We start from the raw sequence: 17,350 nt of genomic DNA, 5'->3' as shown, positions 1-17,350 counted from the left end.
ATGGCAGGAACGAATTCCCGCCAAATTTAGGGGTACAAGAGTCTAAAGAGGATCTTGTCCCCAGTCAAGGCAAGGCCCCGACCTTCCCGCTAATCGAACCGGGGCAAATTGCCTCGAATCGATGAACGGAACAGCCAGGGCCCTTCCTCACTTATCGCAGAACTCAGTTACCGCTTGAGTTCAGCGCTTCGGTCAGTGCAGCTTCCACTTCACTGGCGCTTACGCGCAACGGCTTGTCTGCATCACGGCGACGCTTGCGCTCACTGTGATAAGCCAGACCGGTACCAGCCGGGATCAAACGACCCACGACTACGTTCTCTTTCAGGCCGCGAAGGTAATCGCGCTTGCCGGTTACCGCTGCTTCGGTCAATACGCGAGTTGTCTCTTGGAAAGAGGCCGCGGAGATGAACGACTCAGTCGACAACGACGCCTTGGTAATACCTAACAGAACGCGAGTGTACTTGGACACAAACTTGTCCTCGTTACCCAGACGCTCGTTTTCGGTCAATACCTGGGTCAACTCCATCTGGTCGCCCTTGATGAAGCTGGAATCACCCGACTCGGCAATTTCAACTTTACGCAGCATCTGACGAAGGATCGTTTCGATGTGCTTATCGTTGATTTTTACGCCTTGCAGACGATAAACGTCTTGAATCTCGTTAACGATGTACTTGGCCAACGCACTCACACCCAGCAGACGCAGGATGTCGTGTGGATCGCTTGGACCGTCGGAGATAACTTCGCCGCGGTTCACTTGCTCGCCTTCGAAGACGTTCAGGTGACGCCACTTCGGAATCAGCTCTTCGTACGGATCGGTACCGTCGTTCGGGGTAATGACCAGACGGCGCTTGCCCTTGGTCTCTTTACCGAACGCGATGGTGCCGCTGACTTCAGCCAGAATCGAGGCTTCTTTCGGACGACGCGCTTCGAACAAGTCAGCAACGCGTGGCAGACCACCGGTGATGTCTCGAGTTTTCGAAGTTTCTTGCGGAATACGAGCGATAACGTCACCGATCGCAATTTCCGCACCATCCGCCACACCGACCAAGGCGTTAGCCGGCAGGAAGTACTGAGCAGGTACGTCAGTACCCGGCAACAGCAGATCCTTGCCATCCACACCGACCATCTTGACGGCTGGACGAATGTCCTTGCCGGCTGCTGGACGGTCTTTGGCATCAAGCACTTCGATGTTGGTCATACCGGTCAATTCGTCTGTCTGACGCTTGATCGTGATGCCTTCTTCCATGCCCACGTAGGTCACGGTACCTTTCATTTCGGTAACGATCGGGTGGGTGTGCGGATCCCACTTGGCTACGATCGAGCCAGCGTCAACCTTGTCACCTTCCTTAACCGAAATTACAGCACCGTACGGCAGCTTGTAGCGCTCACGCTCACGACCGTAGTCATCGGCGATTGCAAGCTCACCCGAACGGGATACAGCTACCAGGCAGCCATCTACGCGCTCAACGTGCTTCAGGTTATGCAGACGGACAGTACCGCCATTCTTCACCTGAACGCTGTCAGCAGCAGAGGTCCGGCTTGCCGCACCACCGATGTGGAACGTACGCATTGTCAGCTGTGTACCCGGCTCACCGATGGACTGAGCAGCAATTACGCCGACAGCTTCACCAATGTTCACCTGGTGACCACGAGCAAGGTCACGACCGTAGCACTTGGCACAGATACCGAAACGGGTTTCGCAGCTGATTGGCGAGCGTACGATAACTTCGTCGATGCTGTTCAGCTCGATGAACTCAACCCACTTCTCGTCTACCAGCGTACCGGCCGGAACGATAACTTCTTCGGTGCCAGGCTTGAATACGTCACGGGCGATAACTCGACCCAGTACGCGCTCACCCAGCGGCTCAACGACATCGCCACCTTCAATGTGCGGAGTCATCAGCAGACCGTGTTCGGTACCGCAATCGACTTCGGTCACAACCAGGTCTTGCGCCACGTCTACCAGACGACGAGTCAGGTAACCGGAGTTGGCTGTTTTCAAGGCGGTATCCGCCAGACCCTTACGAGCACCGTGAGTCGAGATGAAGTACTGAAGTACGCTCAAACCTTCACGGAAGTTCGCAGTAATCGGCGTTTCAATGATGGAGCCATCCGGCTTGGCCATCAAACCACGCATACCGGCCAGCTGACGGATCTGCGCTGCAGAACCCCGTGCGCCGGAGTCGGCCATCATGTACATCGAGTTGAACGACTCTTGGTCAACTTCGTTGCCGTGACGGTCAATAACCTTCTCTTTCGAGAGGTTCGACATCATTGCCTTGGAGACTTCGTCGTTAGCTTTCGACCAAAGGTCGATTACTTTGTTGTACTTCTCGCCCTGGGTTACCAGGCCGGAGGCGTACTGACTTTCGATCTCTTTCACTTCATCAGTGGCAGCACTGATGATGCGAGCTTTTTCATCCGGGATAACGAAGTCGTTAACGCCGATGGAAACGCCGGAAATGGTCGAATAGGCGAAACCGGTGTACATCAACTGGTCAGCGAAGATAACGGTCTCTTTCAAACCAACCACGCGGTAGCACTGGTTGATCAGCTTGGAGATCGCCTTTTTCTTCATCGGCAGGTTGACGACATCGAACGACAGACCTTTTGGCACAACCTGGAACAACAGCGCACGACCGACTGTAGTGTCGACGATACGAGTGTTGCTCACGCTGCCGCCATCACGGTCATTGACGGTTTCGTTGATCCGCACTTTAACCTTGGCATGCAGTGCGGCTTCGCCAGCACGGAACACACGGTCAACTTCTTGCAGATCCGCGAATACACGACCTTCGCCTTTGGCGTTGATCGCTTCACGCGTCATGTAGTACAGACCCAATACAACGTCCTGCGATGGAACGATGATTGGCTCACCGTTCGCTGGCGACAGAATGTTGTTGGTCGACATCATCAACGCACGCGCTTCCAGCTGGGCTTCCAGCGTCAGCGGTACGTGCACGGCCATTTGGTCGCCGTCGAAGTCGGCGTTGTACGCAGCACAGACCAATGGGTGCAGCTGGATAGCCTTACCTTCGATCAGTACTGGTTCAAACGCCTGGATACCCAGACGGTGAAGGGTCGGTGCACGGTTGAGGAGGACCGGGTGTTCGCGAATGACTTCAGCAAGAACGTCCCAAACCTCTGGCAGTTCGCGCTCGACCATTTTCTTGGCCGCTTTGATCGTGGTCGCAAGACCGCGCATTTCCAGCTTGCCGAAAATGAATGGCTTGAACAGCTCAAGAGCCATTTTCTTCGGCAGACCGCACTGGTGCAGACGCAGGGTCGGACCTACGGTAATTACCGAACGACCCGAGTAGTCAACACGCTTACCGAGCAAGTTCTGACGGAAACGACCTTGCTTACCCTTGATCATGTCAGCCAGGGATTTCAAAGGACGCTTGTTCGAACCGGTGATGGCACGACCACGACGACCGTTGTCGAGCAGTGCATCGACCGCTTCCTGCAACATACGCTTTTCGTTGCGCACGATGATGTCCGGAGCGGACAGATCAAGCAGGCGCTTCAAACGGTTGTTACGGTTGATCACTCGACGATACAGATCGTTGAGGTCGGAAGTCGCGAAACGACCGCCATCCAACGGAACCAATGGACGCAGATCTGGCGGCAGAACCGGCAGAACGGTCAACACCATCCACTCAGGAAGGTTGCCGGAACCCAAAAAGGCTTCCATCAACTTCAAGCGCTTGGACAGCTTCTTGATTTTGGTTTCGGAGTTGGTTTGCGGAATTTCTTCGCGCAGACGGCCAATCTCGTGCTCCAGATCGATAGCGTGCAACAGCTCGCGAACAGCTTCAGCACCCATACGGGCATCAAAGTCGTCGCCGAACTCTTCCAGCGCTTCAAAATACTGTTCGTCGTTCAGCAGCTGACCTTTTTCAAGGGTGGTCATGCCTGGATCGATAACGACATAGCTCTCGAAGTAGAGAACGCGTTCGATATCACGCAGGGTCATGTCCATCAGCAAGCCGATACGGGACGGCAGCGATTTCAGGAACCAGATGTGAGCAACTGGCGAAGCCAGTTCAATGTGAGCCATGCGCTCGCGACGGACCTTGGCCAGTGCGACTTCAACGCCACACTTCTCACAGATCACACCACGGTGCTTCAAGCGCTTGTACTTACCGCACAGGCACTCGTAATCCTTTACCGGGCCAAAGATTTTGGCGCAGAACAGGCCGTCACGCTCAGGCTTGAACGTACGGTAGTTGATGGTTTCCGGCTTTTTAACTTCACCGAACGACCACGAACGGATCATCTCAGGCGATGCCAGTCCAATACGGATGGCGTCGAACTCTTCGACTTGACCCTGGTTTTTCAGCAAATTCAGTAGGTCTTTCAAGGCCTTTCCTCCTGGCGGAGCAGAGAGCGGGCAATACAGCCCCGCTCTCGATTCGCGTCACGTGTTATTCGGTTTCCAGATCGATATCGATGCCGAGGGAACGAATTTCTTTGATCAACACGTTGAAGGACTCGGGCATGCCCGGCTCCATACGGTGATCGCCGTCCACGATGTTTTTGTACATCTTGGTACGACCGTTCACATCGTCCGACTTCACTGTGAGCATTTCTTGCAGAGTGTATGCCGCGCCGTAGGCTTCCAGCGCCCAGACCTCCATCTCCCCGAAACGCTGACCACCGAACTGTGCCTTACCACCCAGCGGCTGCTGGGTAACCAGGCTGTAAGAACCGGTAGAACGAGCGTGCATCTTGTCGTCCACCAAGTGGTTCAGCTTCAGCATGTACATGTAGCCAACGGTAACCGGACGCTCGAACTTGTTGCCGGTACGACCATCGGTCAGCACCATCTGGCCGCTGTCTGGCAAATCTGCCAAACGAAGCATTGCCTTGATTTCGCTTTCCTTGGCACCGTCGAACACCGGAGTAGCCATCGGTACACCGCCGCGAAGGTTCTTCGCCAGATCCAGGATTTCCTGATCGGAGAAGTCATCCAGGCTTTCTTGACGACCGCCAATTTCGTTGTAGATCTCATGCAGGAACTTGCGCAGGTCAGCAACCTTGCGCTGTTCTTCAATCATGAGGTTGATCTTCTCGCCCAGACCTTTAGCCGCAAGGCCAAGGTGAGTCTCGAGAATCTGACCAACGTTCATACGCGAAGGTACGCCCAACGGGTTGAGGACAACATCGACCGGCGTGCCATTGGCATCGTACGGCATGTCTTCAACCGGCATGATCACGGAGACCACACCTTTGTTACCGTGACGACCGGCCATCTTGTCACCCGGCTGGATGCGACGACGGATTGCCAGGTAAACCTTGACGATTTTCAGCACGCCTGGAGCCAGGTCATCGCCCTGCTGCAGTTTGCGCTTCTTGTCTTCGAACTTGTCATCCAGAAGACGACGGCGATCGATGATGTAGGCCTGAGCTTTTTCAAGCTGCTCGTTCAGAGCATCTTCAGCCATGCGCAGTTTGAACCACTGACCATGCTCAAGACCGTCCAGGACTTCGTTGGTGATTTCCTGACCTTTCTTCAGACCGGCACCGCCCTCGGCCACACGGCCAACCAGAGCAGAGCGCAGACGTTCAAAGGTAGCGCCTTCAACAATACGGAACTCTTCGTTCAGGTCCTTGCGGATCTCGTCCAGCTGGGTCTTCTCGATCGACAAGGCACGAGCATCACGCTCAACGCCGTCACGAGTGAAGACCTGTACGTCAATGACAGTACCCTTGGTACCGGTTGGCACACGCAGGGAAGTGTCTTTAACGTCGCTGGCTTTTTCACCGAAGATTGCACGCAACAGCTTCTCTTCCGGCGTCAGCTGGGTCTCACCTTTCGGAGTGACCTTACCTACCAGAATGTCGCCGGCGCCAACTTCAGCCCCCACGTAAACGATACCGGCTTCGTCCAGCTTGTTCAGCGCAGCTTCACCCACGTTAGGGATGTCTGCAGTGATCTCTTCAGGCCCAAGCTTGGTATCACGAGCCACACAGGTCAGTTCCTGAATGTGGATCGTGGTGAAGCGATCTTCTTGTACAACTCGTTCCGACAAGCAGATGGAGTCTTCGAAGTTGTAACCGTTCCAGGCCATGAACGCGATGCGCATGTTCTGACCCAGCGCCAGTTCACCCATGTCGGTGGACGGACCATCGGCCATGATGTCGCTACGTTGTACCCGATCACCCTTGCGAACCAGCGGACGCTGGTTGATGCAGGTGTTCTGGTTGGAGCGCGTGTATTTGGTCAGGTTGTAGATATCAACACCGGCTTCGCCAGTCTCAACTTCATCATCAGCAACACGAACCACGATACGGCTAGCATCAACAGAGTCGATAACACCGCCACGACGAGCCACGACGCAAACGCCGGAGTCACGAGCAACGTTACGCTCCATGCCAGTACCTACCAGCGGCTTGTCAGCGCGCAATGTCGGTACAGCTTGACGCTGCATGTTCGAACCCATCAACGCACGGTTGGCGTCATCGTGCTCGAGGAACGGAATCAACGACGCAGCAACCGAAACAACCTGCTTCGGCGAAACGTCCATCAAGGTGACGTCTTCCGGCGCCTTAACGGTGAATTCGTTCAAGTGACGAACAGCTACCAGCTCGTCGATCAGGACTTTCTTGTCATTCATCGTGGCCGAAGCCTGAGCGATCACGTGATCGGCCTCTTCGATGGCAGACAGGAACACGATCTCGTCGGTAACCAGTGCGTCTTTCACCACACGATACGGGCTCTCAAGGAAGCCGTACTGGTTGGTGCGCGCATAAGCCGCCAAGGAGTTGATCAGACCGATGTTCGGACCTTCCGGCGTTTCAATCGGACATACACGACCATAGTGAGTCGGGTGTACGTCTCGAACTTCAAAGCCTGCACGCTCACGCGTCAAACCGCCCGGGCCCAGTGCCGAAACACGGCGCTTGTGGGTGATCTCGGACAGCGGGTTGTTCTGGTCCATGAACTGGGACAGCTGGCTGGAGCCGAAGAACTCTTTCACTGCCGCAGCCACTGGCTTGGCATTGATAAGGTCTTGCGGCATCAGGCCTTCGCTTTCAGCCATCGACAGACGCTCTTTGACCGCACGCTCAACACGTACCAGGCCAACGCGGAACTGGTTTTCAGCCATTTCGCCTACGCAGCGAACACGACGGTTACCCAGGTGGTCGATGTCATCGACGATGCCTTTACCGTTACGGATGTCGACCAGAGTCTTCAGTACCGCGACGATGTCTTCCTTGCACAATACGCCCGAACCTTCGATCTCGGTACGACCGATACGACGGTTGAACTTCATCCGGCCGACCGCAGACAGGTCATAACGCTCAGGACTGAAGAACAGGTTATTGAACAGGGTTTCGGCAGCATCCTTGGTTGGCGGCTCGCCTGGACGCATCATGCGATAGATCTCGACCAGCGCTTCCAATTGGTTGCTGGTGGAGTCGATCTTCAAGGTGTCGGAGACGAACGGACCGCAGTCGATATCGTTGGTGTACAACGTTTCGATGCGAACAACCTGGCTCTTGGCAACTTTTGCCAGGATCTCGGTTGTCAGCTCGGTGTTGCACTCTGCAATGATTTCGCCAGTAGCCGGGTGCACGATAGCCTTGGCCGTTGTGCGACCCAGGACATAGTCCAGAGGCATAACGAGCGCTTTGATACCGGCTTTTTCCAGCTGGTTGATGTGGCGAGCCGTAATACGACGACCCTGCTCGACAATCACCTTGCCTTTGTCATCGGTAATATCGATGACCGCGATTTCACCGCGCAGGCGCTGAGGTACCAGCTCCAGGCTGATGCTCTCACCTTGAACGTGGAATACGTTGGTAGTGTAGAACGCGTCAAGCACTTGCTCAGTCGTATAACCCAGCGCACGCAGCAATACCGATGCAGGCAGCTTGCGACGACGGTCGATACGAACGAATACGCAGTCCTTTGGATCGAACTCAAAGTCCAACCACGAACCACGGTACGGAATGATACGCGCGGAATAAAGCAGCTTACCGGAGCTGTGCGTCTTGCCGCGGTCGTGGTCAAAGAACACGCCCGGGGAACGGTGCAGCTGGGAAACGATTACACGCTCGGTACCGTTGATTACGAAGGTACCGTTTTCAGTCATCAGGGGGATTTCACCCATGTAGACTTCTTGCTCTTTGATGTCCTTGATCGCTTTGTTCGACGATTCTTTGTCGAAAATGATCAAACGAACTTTTACCCGCAAAGGTACGGCGTAAGTTACACCGCGCAACACGCATTCTTTGACATCAAATGCCGGCTCGCCCAAGCGATAACCGACGTACTCCAGCGCAGCATTGCCGGAGTAGCTGATGATCGGGAAAACGGATTTGAAGGCCGCATGCAGGCCCACGTCGCGGAACTGATCTTTAGTCGCTCCCGCCTGCAAGAATTCACGATACGAATCCAGCTGGATTGCCAAGAGATACGGCACATCCATGACGTCCGGCAACTTGCTAAAGTCCTTGCGGATACGTTTTTTCTCAGTATATGAGTAAGCCATCAGCGTTCCCCAGCTTGGTCACCTGCTTGTTTGGCCTCTCCCGACGGGAGCAGCCAGAAAATCGTGCAAACCCCTTGGTTTGCTCCACCGCACAGGGTGGTTACAGCACGTTAAAGGCGCCGACCCAGTCGGCAGCCAATAACGGAAAAAGGCCGGTGGCAAGAGCCACCAGCCATCAGCCTTCAGCTTAACGCTGGGGCTGGAGACGCAAGGTCGATGCTTACTTCAGCTCGACTTTAGCGCCTGCTTCTTCCAAGGTAGCCTTGGCTTTGTCAGCTGCGTCTTTAGCAACAGCTTCCAGAACCATAGCTGGAGCGCCGTCAACTACTGCCTTGGCTTCTTTCAGGCCCAGACCGGTCAGTTCACGTACAGCCTTGATCACGTTAACTTTCTTCTCGCCAGCTTCCAGCAGCATGACGTTGAATTCAGTTTGCTCTTCAACAACAGCAGCGGCAGCAGCAGGACCAGCAGAAGCAGCAGCAGCGGAAACGCCGAACTTCTCTTCCATTGCTTTGATCAGCTCAACGATTTCCAGAACGGATTTTTCGCCGATTGCTTCGATGATTTGGTCGTTAGTCAGAGACATGACTATAAATTCCTGTATTGGGGTGACAGCCTACGCGGCCATCGAAAAAAACAATAAACGCTGAAAGGAGTAGCTCAGCCTTAGGCTGCAGCAGCTTCTTTCTGGTCGCGAAGGGCCGCCAGAGTACGAGCCAATTTGCTGGTAGCGCCTTGAATCACGCTCATCAGCTGAGAAATTGCTTCGTCACGGGTCGGCAGACTTGCCAGTACGTCGATCTGATTAGCTGCGAGGTACTTGCCCTCAAACGCAGCTGCCTTGATCTCGAACTTATCCTGACCTTTAGCGAACTCTTTGAACAAACGGGCAGCAGCGCCTGGATGTTCGTTGGAGAATGCGATCAAGGTCGGGCCAGTGAACACGTCGTTGAGAACACTGTAATCAGTGTCAGCAACAGCGCGCTTGAGCAGGGTGTTACGTACAACACGTACGTAAACGCCAGCTTCACGGGCCTCTTTACGGAGTCCGGTCATAGCGCTTACTGTCACACCGCGGGCATCAGCCACAACAGCGGACAGGGCAACTTTGGCAGCCTCGTTGACTTCAGCGACGATGGCCTTCTTGTCTTCGAGTTTAATTGCCACGGGTTTAACTCCTGCTTGTTACCGTTTCATCCTGCCGAAGCTGGATGTCGTTTTGGTGTCTGATTCGGTAAGGAACCGGGAGCACCATCTGCGTAGGCTTGAGGTTTAAGACTTGCGTCGCCTACGGTCTTGGATAGCCCCCGCCAGGCAGGGACCCCAATCTTTCATTGGCGCATTAACACGCGCCAATTTGTCTTACGCGTCCAAGGAACCCTGGTCGATGACCAGGCCTGGGCCCATAGTGGTGCTCAGGGTAACGCGCTTAACATAAATACCTTTCGAAGAAGCTGGCTTGATACGCTTCAGATCAGCGATCAGGGCTTCAACGTTTTCCTTCAGCTTCACGGCATCGAAGCCGATCTTGCCAACGGAAGTGTGGATGATACCGTTTTTGTCAGTGCGATAACGAACCTGACCAGCCTTTGCATTCTTGACTGCAGTAGCTACGTCCGGAGTTACGGTACCAACCTTAGGGTTAGGCATCAGGCCACGTGGGCCGAGGATCTGACCCAACTGACCAACAACACGCATTGCGTCCGGGGATGCAATAACGACGTCGTAGTTCAGATCGCCGCCTTTCATTTCGGCAGCCAGGTCGTCCATACCAACGCGATCAGCGCCGGCAGCCAGAGCAGCTTCAGCAGCTGGACCCTGGGTGAACACAGCTACACGTACAGTCTTGCCAGTGCCGTGTGGCAGCACAGTAGCGCTACGAACAACCTGGTCAGATTTACGTGGGTCTACACCCAGGTTAACGGCGATGTCAAAAGACTCGCTGAACTTGACAGTGGACAGCTCAGCCAGCAAAGCAGCAGCGTCTACAAAGTTGTAAGACTTGCCAGCTTCAATTTTGCCGGCGATTGCCTTTTGACGCTTGGTCAGCTTAGCCATTACACACCCTCCACGTTAAGGCCCATGCTACGAGCAGAACCGGCGATGGTACGCACGGCTGCATCCATATCAGCTGCAGTCAGATCCGCGTTTTTGGTTTTCGCGATTTCTTCCAGCTGAGCACGGGTAATAGTGCCAACCTTAACGGTGTTTGGACGAGCGGAACCGCTAGTCAAACCGGCAGCCTTCTTCAGCAGTACTGCTGCAGGGGTGCTTTTAGTTTCGAAAGTGAAGCTGCGGTCACTGTAAACAGTGATGATCACAGGAGTCGGCAGGCCTGGCTCAATACCCTGAGTACGGGCGTTGAAAGCTTTGCAGAACTCCATGATGTTCACACCATGTTGACCCAGAGCAGGGCCGACAGGTGGGCTTGGGTTGGCCTGAGCGGCCTTCACTTGCAGCTTGATGTAAGCGGTAATCTTCTTGGCCATGAGGCACTCCAATTACGGGTTCAAACGCCTAGAAAGGCTCCCCGGTTACTTGCGCGTTTATCCCAGTGACGACAAAACCCCACAGCCGAAGCCATGGGGTTGGGATTCGTGTTCAGCTAGACCTTTTCGACCTGGCTAAACTCTAGCTCTACCGGAGTAGAGCGACCGAAAATGAGCACTGCCACTTGGATACGGCTCTTTTCGTAGTTAACTTCTTCAACAGTGCCATTGAAATCAGCGAACGGACCGTCGGTGACACGAACAACTTCACCTGGCTCGAACAGCGTTTTCGGCTTGGGCTTGTCGCTACCATCAGCAACACGACGCAGAATCGCTTCCGCCTCTTTATCAGTGATCGGCGCCGGCTTGTCGGCAGTACCACCAATAAAGCCCATTACGCGAGGGGTATCCTTGACCAAGTGCCAAGTCCCTTCGCTCATGTCCATCTGTACCAGCACATAGCCAGGGAAGAACTTGCGTTCGCTTTTGCGTTTCTGGCCATTACGCATTTCAACCACTTCTTCAGTGGGAACCAGAATTTCGCCGAAGCCATCTTCCATGCCTGCCAGCTTAATACGCTCAATCAAAGAGCGCATAACATGCTTTTCGTAACCCGAATAAGCATGCACTACGTACCAACGCTTAGCCACGGGACACCCTTAGCCAACAATCAAGGAAACGAGCCAGCCGAGCAGGGAATCTAAACCCCACAACAGCAACGCCATAACAAGAACAACAGCCACCACGATCAACGTAGTCTGCGTAGTTTCTTGGCGAGTTGGCCATACGACTTTACGAATCTCAGTACGAGCTTCCTTCACCAAGACAGAGAACGACTTGCCCTTTGCTGTCTGCAAGCCCACATAGGCAGCAACAGCAGCTATAACAAGAAGTGCTATGACACGATACAGGATCGGCGAACCAGAATAATACTGATTCCCAACAACGCCAACCACCACAAGAGCAACCACTACAAGCCACTTGAGGAGATCGAAGCGAGAGCCTTGAACTTCAGCCTTGGGAGTCATCTAAGAGGATCCTGTGAAAAGAAAGCCAGACGCAATGAGCGAATCTGGCAGGTCAGGAGGGAATCGAACCCCCAACCTACGGTTTTGGAGACCGTCGCTCTGCCAATTGAGCTACTGACCTAAAACATTATCGAGCCGCCAATTATGCAGGCACGAGAGAGACTTTTCAACAACCAGTGCAATTACTTTTGCCACCACACCTGAAAACAGCCTGATGACGCAGTGAGCAGCAGAATGCGGGCTACCCACAATTGCAACAACCAACCAGAGCAGCAGCACCATAATCAGCACCACCAGCAAACACTCCAGACAGGTTACACACCTGTTAAAACAAAGGCAGATATTCTCATATCTGCCTTGTTATATGGAGCTCTTGAGCGGATTTGAACCGCTGACCTCACCCTTACCAAGGGTGTGCTCTACCAACTGAGCTACAAGAGCAAAACACATTACGCAAACAGCAAGACTGGAGCGGGTGGCGGGAATCGAACCCGCATCATCAGCTTGGAAGGCTGAGGTTCTACCACTAAACTACACCCGCATATCTTGCTATTCGAACTTAAATATGGTGGAGGGGGAAGGATTCGAACCTTCGAAGTCGTAGACGTCAGATTTACAGTCTGATCCCTTTGGCCGCTCGGGAACCCCTCCTAAGCGAGGCAGAATTCTACATCATTCCACCCTTCTGTCAAGCGCTTTTTTCAAGAATTTCAAGAAGTTAGCAACTCAACCAACTCTACACCCAAATACCTTTCAGGCATTCACTGTGGAGCGGGCGCCATTCTATGCAAACTATTGGGTAGCTGCAAGCCCTGGCAACGCATTTTTTTGTATTTTAACTCATTGAATTCATTAGCAAGCTCCTGAAAAACCATATCTGCCTCTCGTCCCCTGCCATCCTGTGCAACGCTCAAGGCATAGACTGTCGAGCCACCCCAACCCGTCTCAACCGGTTCAGCATGAATATCCATGCCCGCCAACCTGCGCTGAACGTTTCGCATCATGCTTTCACTGGAGAACCCTCCAAGATAGAAGCACTCAGCACCTGCCTCACCATCCTGGACCTCACCGGCCAATGAGCCGGGTCGGGCCTCACTGAGCAGACTGATGCCCTGCTGAACCCCTTTGTGCAATGGCAAGGAAATAACTTCCTTTGCCCTGAGGGGGGCCTCTTGCTGGTGCCAGATGTAATAGAAAATATTGAGTACAACCAACAACAGAAACAGCCAGCGCATAAAGACCTCAGGCAAAAGGACAAGCAACAGCCAAGCCGACAAATACAAGGTCTTGGACCAAACGCGCACCAGGAACCATATCCCTCACGAGAATAGCGTCTCCTCCCGTAAGGAAAACCTCGTAATCTTGCCCCCAGTACTCACGCGCCAACTCCAACTGGGTCAATACAAACCCTCGCACCATCAACAAGCACCCCCGCTCTACGGCCTCAACCGTTGTGCGCCCTGGCGTACGATCCAGAAGTGCCTGCTCCGCAGATACATTGTCATATCTGATTCGCCGGGTATGCGTACGCAATTGATCACGCATCAAGGGCATTCCAGGGCATATGAACCCCCCTAAATGCCGCCCATCAGACGCAACAAAATCTGCCGTAATCGCAGTACCAAAATCCAGTATCAGGCATGCGCCGCTAGCCAGCTCAAAGCCACCAATGAGCGCCAACCAACGGTCAAGACCCAGGCGCGTAAAATCAACGTACCCATTACTGACTCCCGCCACACTCTCGGCAGGTTTCGCACACAACACCTCGACACCGAACGCTGCACCGATGGACGCGACCAGGCTCGAGGTTTCTTCATCACTGCGCACGCTGACCAAGCGACAGCGTGTTACGCACAACGCAGGAACCGCCAAAACGGCAGCGATAAGCCCCGCATCAGAGTCCACTACACCACCAGCAACCGCCAGAGCACCGTCCAGGACACGCCACTTGATAAAGCTATTGCCGCAGTCCATTTCAAGAATCATGGCGCAACCTCAAGCTCAACTCTCCACCGCTAAATACTTTTTCCTCGCCATCAACGCTCATGCGCAGCGCACCCTGCTGATCAATACCGATGACCGTACCATCAACCTGGTGCACTCCCGCGATCAAGGACACTTCGCACCCCTGCCATAAGTGGTTCTGCTCCCACTCTGCTTGAATAGCCGAGAAGCCCATGGCCTCATGCAGCTCTAGGTACTTGAGCAAGCTTTCGTTAAGAGCAGATACCAGTACATTACGATTTATCGCTGCCCCCGACTCTAGTGCAAGCGACGTCCATGCCTGATCCACTTCATTGGCCAACTTCATATTTACGTTGATTCCAATACCGAGAACCACGTGGCATACGTCAGCCGGATCACCCACAAGCTCAAGCAAAATACCGGCAATTTTCTTGTTGGCGACCAGGACATCATTCGGCCATTTGAGCCCTGCGTTCGATATGCCAAGACCTCTAAGCGCGCTCAAAACAGCGAGACCTACGACAAGACTAAGCCCTTCAAGCTGACGCATACCGCCGTCCATGCGAAGAACCAGGCTGTAGTAAATATTCTCAGCAAACGGACTTACCCACTTGCGCCCCCTTCTCCCTCTGCCAGCAGTCTGTCTCTCTGCAACAATTACGAAGGGCGCCGTCACACCTCGCTCAATCGAGCGCAAGGCCTCAGCGTTTGTAGAGTCAATGGAGTGATGGACAGTAACGGGCCAAGGGCCAGCGGCCAACTGATCTAACTCAAGGAGCTCTAAAGGAGCGGCCAACTGATAACCACGACCACGAACTTTATGAATCGACAAGTTCAGATCTGACTCCAAGTTCTGAAGCTGCTTCCACACAGCACTGCGACTAATGCCTAGCGCAGCTCCCAGCGCTTGCCCGGAATGGAATCGACCGTCTTTAAGGAGTTTCAACAACGTCAGCATGCACGTATCGCCTCACAATGAGGGACGCATAATAGCCATGAGCAGCGCCATTGCATAGAAAGGCTACGCCTCACTGCCATTCACAGTATAAGCGCAAGAGCATTTTGCTCGTGCAATCGCTGCATCGAGCGCATTTTTTCTCGGCACAAAAACAAACCCCCTGTCTGCGTGAGCAGACAGGGGGTTTGGAATTTAATCTTGACGATGACCTACTCTCACATGGGGAAACCCCACACTACCATCGGCGATGCATCGTTTCACTGCTGAGTTCGGGATGGGATCAGGTGGTTCCAATGCTCTATGGTCGTCAAGAAATTCGGTAGCCAGGTCGTTTACCTTTCGGTTCACGCTCCAGCGAATGGGTATGTAATAGAGTCGGTGTTTTGTGAATTGCAAACTTTCGGTTTGTATCGTCTTCACACACCGCAATCTGGTGCTCTTTCGAGTCAGCAAATTGCTTGGGTGTTATATGGTCAAGCCTCACGGGCAATTAGTATTGGTTAGCTCAACGCCTCACAGCGCTTACACACCCAACCTATCAACGTCGTAGTCTTCGACGGCCCTTTAGGGAACTCAAGGTTCCAGTGAGATCTCATCTTGAGGCAAGTTTCCCGCTTAGATGCTTTCAGCGGTTATCTTTCCCGAACATAGCTACCCGGCAATGCCACTGGCGTGACAACCGGAACACCAGAGGTTCGTCCACTCCGGTCCTCTCGTACTAGGAGCAGCCCCTCTCAAATCTCAAACGTCCACGGCAGATAGGGACCGAACTGTCTCACGACGTTCTAAACCCAGCTCGCGTACCACTTTAAATGGCGAACAGCCATACCCTTGGGACCGGCTTCAGCCCCAGGATGTGATGAGCCGACATCGAGGTGCCAAACACCGCCGTCGATATGAACTCTTGGGCGGTATCAGCCTGTTATCCCCGGAGTACCTTTTATCCGTTGAGCGATGGCCCTTCCATACAGAACCACCGGATCACTAAGACCTACTTTCGTACCTGCTCGACGTGTCTGTCTCGCAGTCAAGCGCGCTTTTGCCTTTATACTCTACGACCGATTTCCGACCGGTCTGAGCGCACCTTCGTACTCCTCCGTTACTCTTTAGGAGGAGACCGCCCCAGTCAAACTACCCACCATACACTGTCCTCGATCCGGATAACGGACCTGAGTTAGAACCTCAAAGTTGCCAGGGTGGTATTTCAAGGTTGGCTCCACGCAGACTGGCGTCCACGCTTCAAAGCCTCCCACCTATCCTACACAAGCAAATTCAAAGTCCAGTGCAAAGCTATAGTAAAGGTTCACGGGGTCTTTCCGTCTAGCCGCGGATACACTGCATCTTCACAGCGATTTCAATTTCACTGAGTCTCGGGTGGAGACAGCGCCGCCATCGTTACGCCATTCGTGCAGGTCGGAACTTACCCGACAAGGAATTTCGCTACCTTAGGACCGTTATAGTTACGGCCGCCGTTTACCGGGGCTTCGATCAAGAGCTTCGCGTTAGCTAACCCCATCAATTAACCTTCCGGCACCGGGCAGGCGTCACACCCTATACGTCCACTTTCGTGTTTGCAGAGTGCTGTGTTTTTAATAAACAGTCGCAGCGGCCTGGTATCTTCGACCGGCGTGGGCTTACGCAGTAAATGCTTCACCCTCACCGGCGCACCTTCTCCCGAAGTTACGGTGCCATTTTGCCTAGTTCCTTCACCCGAGTTCTCTCAAGCGCCTTGGTATTCTCTACCCAACCACCTGTGTCGGTTTGGGGTACGGTTCCTGGTTACCTGAAGCTTAGAAGCTTTTCTTGGAAGCATGGCATCAACCACTTCGTGTTCTAAAAGAACACTCGTCATCAGCTCTCGGCCTTAGAATCCCGGATTTACCTAAGATTCCAGCCTACCACCTTAAACTTGGACAACCAACGCCAAGCTGGCCTAGCCTTCTCCGTCCCTCCATCGCAATAACCAGAAGTACAGGAATATTAACCTGTTTTCCATCGACTACGCTTTTCAGCCTCGCCTTAGGGACCGACTAACCCTGCGTCGATTAACGTTGCGCAGGAAACCTTGGTCTTTCGGCGTGGGTGTTTTTCACACCCATTATCGTTACTCATGTCAGCATTCGCACTTCTGATACCTCCAGCAAGCTTCTCAACTCACCTTCACAGGCTTACAGAACGCTCCTCTACCGCATCACCTAAGTGATACCCGTAGCTTCGGTGTATGGTTTGAGCCCCGTTAAATCTTCCGCGCAGGCCGACTCGACTAGTGAGCTATTACGCTTTCTTTAAAGGGTGGCTGCTTCTAAGCCAACCTCCTAGCTGTCTAAGCCTTCCCACATCGTTTCCCACTTAACCATAACTTTGGGACCTTAGCTGACGGTCTGGGTTGTTTCCCTTTTCACGACGGAC

At 53.6% G+C, this 17,350-nt stretch carries 12 protein-coding genes, 4 tRNA genes and 2 rRNA genes (1 of these 18 cut by a window edge); all 18 read right to left on the bottom strand.

Annotated features, from left to right (window positions below):
• Positions 1-163: 163 nt before the first annotated feature.
• Complete coding sequence (gene rpoC / locus DQN55_RS02535) at positions 164-4,363, bottom strand: DNA-directed RNA polymerase subunit beta' (protein WP_048378429.1); 4,200 nt, start codon at positions 4,361-4,363, stop codon at positions 164-166.
• 64 nt (positions 4,364-4,427) lie between these two features.
• On the bottom strand, positions 4,428-8,501 hold the full coding sequence (gene rpoB / locus DQN55_RS02530; protein WP_048378430.1) for a DNA-directed RNA polymerase subunit beta: 4,074 nt from the start codon (positions 8,499-8,501) through the stop codon (positions 4,428-4,430).
• A 220-nt stretch (positions 8,502-8,721) separates the two neighbouring features.
• Positions 8,722-9,087, bottom strand: a complete 366-nt coding sequence (gene rplL / locus DQN55_RS02525) for a 50S ribosomal protein L7/L12 (protein WP_048378431.1) — start codon at positions 9,085-9,087, stop codon at positions 8,722-8,724.
• 80 nt (positions 9,088-9,167) lie between these two features.
• Positions 9,168-9,668 (bottom strand): 50S ribosomal protein L10, encoded by a 501-nt coding sequence (gene rplJ, locus DQN55_RS02520; protein WP_048378432.1) that lies wholly within the window; start codon positions 9,666-9,668, stop codon positions 9,168-9,170.
• Positions 9,669-9,863: 195 nt separating this feature from the next.
• The gene (gene rplA / locus DQN55_RS02515; RefSeq protein ID WP_003444394.1) at positions 9,864-10,559 is read right to left on the bottom strand and encodes a 50S ribosomal protein L1; all 696 of its coding nucleotides are present in this window, start codon (positions 10,557-10,559) and stop codon (positions 9,864-9,866) included.
• Positions 10,559-10,990 (bottom strand): 50S ribosomal protein L11, encoded by a 432-nt coding sequence (rplK, locus tag DQN55_RS02510; protein WP_048378433.1) that lies wholly within the window; start codon positions 10,988-10,990, stop codon positions 10,559-10,561. The genes rplA and rplK overlap by 1 nt, the downstream gene beginning before the upstream one ends.
• A 116-nt stretch (positions 10,991-11,106) precedes the next feature.
• The gene (gene nusG, locus DQN55_RS02505) at positions 11,107-11,640 is read right to left on the bottom strand and encodes a transcription termination/antitermination protein NusG (RefSeq protein ID WP_026014126.1); all 534 of its coding nucleotides are present in this window, start codon (positions 11,638-11,640) and stop codon (positions 11,107-11,109) included.
• A gap of 9 nt (positions 11,641-11,649) precedes the next feature.
• A complete protein-coding gene (secE, locus tag DQN55_RS02500; protein ID WP_003444399.1) occupies positions 11,650-12,018 on the bottom strand; it encodes a preprotein translocase subunit SecE in 369 nt (122 codons plus the stop codon).
• 45 nt (positions 12,019-12,063) lie between these two features.
• Positions 12,064-12,139: transfer RNA gene (locus DQN55_RS02495), tRNA-Trp, on the bottom strand.
• On the bottom strand, positions 12,130-12,312 hold the full coding sequence (locus DQN55_RS02490) for a hypothetical protein (RefSeq protein ID WP_074702839.1): 183 nt from the start codon (positions 12,310-12,312) through the stop codon (positions 12,130-12,132). The genes DQN55_RS02495 and DQN55_RS02490 overlap by 10 nt, the downstream gene beginning before the upstream one ends.
• Before the next feature lie 71 nt (positions 12,313-12,383).
• A tRNA-Thr gene (locus DQN55_RS02485) sits at positions 12,384-12,459 on the bottom strand.
• A 26-nt stretch (positions 12,460-12,485) separates the two neighbouring features.
• Positions 12,486-12,559 (bottom strand) — tRNA-Gly (locus tag DQN55_RS02480).
• A gap of 25 nt (positions 12,560-12,584) precedes the next feature.
• Positions 12,585-12,669, bottom strand: a tRNA-Tyr gene (locus DQN55_RS02475).
• A gap of 110 nt (positions 12,670-12,779) precedes the next feature.
• Complete coding sequence (locus DQN55_RS02470) at positions 12,780-13,253, bottom strand: hypothetical protein (protein ID WP_048378434.1); 474 nt, start codon at positions 13,251-13,253, stop codon at positions 12,780-12,782.
• A gap of 7 nt (positions 13,254-13,260) precedes the next feature.
• The gene (locus DQN55_RS02465; protein WP_048378435.1) at positions 13,261-14,004 is read right to left on the bottom strand and encodes a pantothenate kinase; all 744 of its coding nucleotides are present in this window, start codon (positions 14,002-14,004) and stop codon (positions 13,261-13,263) included.
• Positions 13,994-14,941, bottom strand: coding sequence for a bifunctional biotin--[acetyl-CoA-carboxylase] ligase/biotin operon repressor BirA (gene birA / locus DQN55_RS02460; protein WP_048378436.1), 948 nt, complete (start codon positions 14,939-14,941; stop codon positions 13,994-13,996). Before birA ends, DQN55_RS02465 begins: the two co-directional genes overlap by 11 nt.
• Positions 14,942-15,137: 196 nt before the next feature.
• Positions 15,138-15,253 (bottom strand): 5S ribosomal RNA (gene rrf, locus DQN55_RS02455).
• A gap of 157 nt (positions 15,254-15,410) precedes the next feature.
• A 23S ribosomal RNA gene (locus DQN55_RS02450) occupies positions 15,411-17,350 on the bottom strand (it continues 952 nt past the right edge of the window).

The sequence above is a fragment of the Pseudomonas taetrolens genome, assembly GCF_900475285.1.
GTDB lineage: Bacteria > Pseudomonadota > Gammaproteobacteria > Pseudomonadales > Pseudomonadaceae > Aquipseudomonas > Aquipseudomonas taetrolens.
This window is presented reverse-complemented; position numbering and strand designations above follow the sequence as displayed.

What these genes read in the sequence shown, in the direction of transcription:
- birA (WP_048378436.1), bottom strand. Translation starts at nt 14,941, where the DNA reads ATGCTGACGTTGTTGAAACTCCTTAAAGACGGTCGATTCCATTCCGGG.
- DQN55_RS02470 (WP_048378434.1), bottom strand. Translation starts at nt 13,253, where the DNA reads ATGCGCTGGCTGTTTCTGTTGTTGGTTGTACTCAATATTTTCTATTAC.
- secE (WP_003444399.1), bottom strand. Translation starts at nt 12,018, where the DNA reads ATGACTCCCAAGGCTGAAGTTCAAGGCTCTCGCTTCGATCTCCTCAAG.
- rplA (WP_003444394.1), bottom strand. Translation starts at nt 10,559, where the DNA reads ATGGCTAAGCTGACCAAGCGTCAAAAGGCAATCGCCGGCAAAATTGAA.
- rplL (WP_048378431.1), bottom strand. Translation starts at nt 9,087, where the DNA reads ATGTCTCTGACTAACGACCAAATCATCGAAGCAATCGGCGAAAAATCC.
- rplK (WP_048378433.1), bottom strand. Translation starts at nt 10,990, where the DNA reads ATGGCCAAGAAGATTACCGCTTACATCAAGCTGCAAGTGAAGGCCGCT.
- DQN55_RS02465 (WP_048378435.1), bottom strand. Translation starts at nt 14,004, where the DNA reads ATGATTCTTGAAATGGACTGCGGCAATAGCTTTATCAAGTGGCGTGTC.
- rpoB (WP_048378430.1), bottom strand. Translation starts at nt 8,501, where the DNA reads ATGGCTTACTCATATACTGAGAAAAAACGTATCCGCAAGGACTTTAGC.